Below are 2,661 nucleotides of genomic sequence, written 5' to 3'. Positions count from 1 at the left end.
TTAAGTATCTTCACGAATTTATTAACATTTGGAGCATATTTACTATTTAGTTACTTCGGATATGCGGAAAAAGGTTTATTTTATATCCTCCTCATATTTGGATTTAACTTTATTGCAAATATTTTTTATGTAGAGTGGCTAAATGAAGCCTACGAAAATTTCGACTTTATTACATTAAAGACCATCATTGTAAAATTAATTTATGTCGTAATGCTTTTTATCTTTGTACAAACTGCTCAAGATTTTTATCAATTTACAGGACTATTAGTACTTTCTAATTTCTTAAATAATATTATTAGTTATATATATATAAGACGTACTGTAAAATTCGATTTTTCAAATATTACTATCAAAAAACATTTAAAACCATTATTATTAATCGCCATCTTCTCAAATGCGCATATACTTTATACTCACTTGGATCGCTTCTTCCTTGGAGAATACGTAGGCGAAAAATATGTTTCTTTCTATGTAATGGCTTTTCAAATTATGTCTATTATTAACTTACTCATGTTAAGCGTTATACAAGTAACCTTACCAAGGCTTTCTTACTTATCCGAAGGTGATGATGAAACAGCATATGATAAATTATTAAATACAATATCTCAACTTTATTTCATCACCTTATTCCCAGCAGCTATAGGAATTATCATTGTCTCGAATTTAATTGTTGTAATCTATGGCGGCGCACAATATGCTGCTGCTGGACCTACATTGGCTATTTTTTCTGTTTACATGGTTATATTAGGTATCCAATCCATTCTTGGAAATCAAATTATGTACATTAAACGTAAAGAACATATATTGGTACGTGCGCTATTAATATTTGGGGTTATAAATATTATACTTAAAGTAATACTGCTAAAGATCAATTTATTTACACCAACGACAGCAACTTTGACAACAACAATTGCAACGCTATTACTTGTTGTGTATATATATTTTTATATCAAAAAATATTTAAAGGTAAACTATCACCTATTTACGATGGCCAACTTTAAATATTTATTCTATTCCCTTACATTCTTTCCGATTTCTTATGCAGTTCAACTATACGTGTCAGGAACAATTCCTTTATTTCTAGCATTAGTTGTCACAAATGGACTTGCATATACTCTGTTGTTATTCCTGACAAAAGATGAAATCTTATTCATGGCTCTTTCTAAGTTAACATCTAAATTTAAAAAATCTTAAAGACGTAATAAAAAGAGACGTACCATTCACTTTTGAATAGCACGTCTCTTTTCTTATTTTTAAACTTATAAAAACTGTTCTCATTATAATATTTCAACATTGAGTTGATTCCAATTACTTCTTCAGTAAACTCTTCGCAATTATACGTGTCAGGAGGCCTTTATCCATCAATAAAATAGAACAAAATTTAGGAGAAAATAACATTTTTATATTCCATAAACCATGATTCGTTCCTTTAAGAATCATATCAAGCCATAGAAATTGGAATATTTGCTTAATATTTTTATCCTCTTTGTTAGCCTTATGATATTGTTCTTCTAATTGGCGTTTTACTTCTAATAATTCTTCTTTCGTTAATGTACCCCTTGCAAATGGTACGCGATTAAATTCAATTCCAATACGAGATAAAGCCTCTGTAGAAATCTTTGCGGCCATAACCTCTTGATCGGAGGCATTAAGACTACTTACACTTGTTTCTGACCAACGATAATTCAGTAGTGGCTCCTCTAAGTTAATTACTTTATACTTCTCACTTAATCTCTGGAACAACTCATAATCTTCAGCATGTAAGTAATTCAAATCATAATAAATGTTGTGTTCTTTTAAAAATTCCGTGCGCATCATCACAGATGGATGAATCATACAGCTTCGAACATACAAACAATTTCTTATTAATTCTGAAGAGCCTGAAATTTGCCACGGTTTTCGATTCTGACCTATAACTTTAACACCCGTTCCACAAACTGCAACATCAGGATGCTTCTCCATATACTGCAATTGAATTTCTAAACGTTTTGGATCTGCTATATCATCACAATCCATCCTAGCAATATATTCTCCTGTTGCTAAATCAATTCCCTTATTTAATGTTTTAATCAACCTTAAATTTACTTCATTTGTCACTATTCTTATTCGTGAATCACTATAAGAATTCAAAATCTCCATACTACTATCTGTTGATCCATCGTTTATAATTAATAATTCAAAATCTGTAAAAGTTTGGTTCAAAATACTATCAACAGACTCTCTTAAATATTTTTCACCATTATATACAGGCATTAGTACCGTAATTTTTGGCATTGTTGACCTCCATAAAAAGAATTTAAAATTGTTTCATATTATATAATAGATACTTTACATCATTCAAGAAAGGGCTCACCTTTCCATTTAAACCAGATCTGTCTATTTTCCACATATATAACGATATCCGGTAAAGCACTAATATAATTTTTTATTTTTTCTAGTGTATATTTCATAATTCTCTTCACTTAGTATAGCAGGTTCCCCTATTAAATATAGTACCTCTACAAATTATACAGTAACCTAATTAACTTCAACATATTTATACCTTAATTATCATTTGTTCATTTAAATTAAAAAACACCCAATAATATACATATAAAAACATAATAATCCATCCGATTTTCTGTATTTCATCTATAAAAATCCGGAAAATGAATAATGTAC

At 29.3% G+C, this 2,661-nt stretch carries 2 protein-coding genes; one reads left to right on the top strand and one right to left on the bottom strand.

Going from position 1 to position 2,661, the window contains the following annotated elements:
- The coding region (locus MR083_RS26380; protein WP_242270081.1) for an oligosaccharide flippase family protein at positions 1 to 1,194 on the top strand (1,194 nt) is incomplete at its 5' end.
- A 114-nt stretch (positions 1,195 to 1,308) separates the two neighbouring features.
- Here MR083_RS26380 and MR083_RS26375 read toward each other — a convergent pair.
- Positions 1,309 to 2,274, bottom strand: coding sequence for a glycosyltransferase family 2 protein (locus MR083_RS26375; protein ID WP_001124451.1), 966 nt, complete (start codon positions 2,272 to 2,274; stop codon positions 1,309 to 1,311).
- Between the last annotated feature and the right edge of the window lie 387 nt (positions 2,275 to 2,661).

Origin of the sequence: Bacillus cereus group sp. BfR-BA-01408 (assembly GCF_022663305.1) — a bacterium.
Classification (GTDB): domain Bacteria; phylum Bacillota; class Bacilli; order Bacillales; family Bacillaceae_G; genus Bacillus_A; species Bacillus_A pacificus.
This window is presented reverse-complemented; position numbering and strand designations above follow the sequence as displayed.

Coding starts and splice junctions, on each gene's coding strand:
- MR083_RS26375 (WP_001124451.1), bottom strand. CDS start 2,274: ATGCCAAAAATTACGGTACTAATGCCTGTATATAATGGTGAAAAATAT.